1 protein-coding gene and 1 pseudogene are annotated in these 1672 nt (G+C 32.3%); both read left to right on the forward strand.

Features of this window, described 5'->3' with window-relative positions; genetic code table 11:
* Positions 1 to 454: pseudogene (locus ACGH6S_RS12140) on the forward strand (hypothetical protein); the annotation flags it as partial.
* 584 nt (positions 455 to 1038) lie between these two features.
* Positions 1039 to 1672, forward strand: a 634-nt coding sequence (locus tag ACGH6S_RS12145; RefSeq protein WP_411578991.1) for a hypothetical protein, incomplete at its 3' end; no start/stop codon positions are given.

Below are 1672 nucleotides of genomic sequence, written 5' to 3' on the forward strand. Positions count from 1 at the left end.
AGCCAAAAGTAAAGTCTTGTATAGCTTTAAAATTGAAAGATGGTATATAGCCCAAGGGGCTAATATTAATGCATCTGCGCAAGATGCAAAAAATTACTGTAACCGAATTGGATACCGAATGCCAAGTGTTGCAGATTATACTAATGCAAATAATGATGATATTTGGACTGGAGGTATTCCGGGAAGAAATATCAATGGTTATCGCCGTCAATTAAGCTATCGCGGCGGTAATGGCAAGTGGATTGGTGGGCTATTTAATGAATGGGGAACCTTATTTAACAATCCTAATCACTATTTAGGTCTTGATAACTGGGAAACTAGTCATCCTCAAGATTGGTATTGGGCAATTGATACATACAAAGGAGAACCAATTCGAATCGATTTGGGGGATGGAGATTTATATGATTCTAAATCAACTAATAATAAACTTAGAGCTGCTTGTGTCAAGCCGTAGTTAAATTTGTTTTATTTGTTCAGCAAATAGTTTGATTCTGTAACTTTTTGAAGTTACAGAGGTTATTACGAGTAAGTTAATTATAGAACTTACTCGCATTGTTTACAGTAATTTGCGAAAAACTGTAATAAATAGACATAAAAAAGCGAAATTAACCGCCTTGTGAGTTTTTAAGGATTTTTTTAGCTATGAAGAGTAATTCCTTCGAGCTTTTCTTAATGGTGTTGTTCATTATAGTTATGTAAAAATGATAACTCTTTTTTCGCATGAACAACGAAAATATTTAAAATAAAAGTAATTAATTTTTATAAAAAACAGTGCAGTAAAACTTGAAATATGGAAAAGGTATTAATATAATGAACTGGACAAAGCACAGCTTTACAAAACTGTCACATTTTGAACATTTATCACTAAATTTTAGTTATTCCCATCTTACAATTAATTCTTCATGTTTGTCGTTATGGTCAAAAACGATTTTTTTAATAAAAATGGCAAAGATGCATATCCAAAAGACATTAGTAATGCCTATCTTGACTGTCAGACGTTATTTGTTTGGAATTATATTGGCATTATTAGGTTTGATAGTGTCCTTTAAATCTACTGCATTATCTGCGATTACATCAAAAGAGATCCATGGAAGTGGTCCTTATATTACTCTAGATGGAGGTAGAACCCATATAAATTCATCCGAACCTTTACTCAGTATAAAATTATCTGATGGTCGATTGATTACCTCTCAAGAAGATACATCAAGTAGCCAAAAACCAATCATACTATCGGGAAATTCAGAATCTATTCGTGATATTCAAACTTTTGTCCCAATAGATGGAAATAGTACTTACCCACAAATAGATATTCAAAAATTGATGGATGCCCCATATCATTATTGGGGAGATGATGATGGTGATGGTGATATTTTGGCAAATGGAAAGTTATCTCTAGAATGGTACGATGCAAACAAAAATATAACAGCAGAAGTAAAAAAAAATCCATCGTACAAGTTGGATGCTTGTAAAGCACCATATCGATTATTTATTACTACAGGAGAATCTTTAACGTTGTTGACACGTTATGGTATTCCGAATAAAACTGTTTATAAACAGAGTTCCCATTCATATTATTTTAAACCAAGTGCACCATCGGTTTGTTATGCTCAACCTAATTTATCAAACGATTCCAGTAATAATACTGTATATAAAGATTTAGATGGTCCTGATT

Source organism: Gilliamella sp. BG3, assembly GCF_046635605.1.
GTDB lineage: Bacteria > Pseudomonadota > Gammaproteobacteria > Enterobacterales > Orbaceae > Gilliamella > Gilliamella bombi.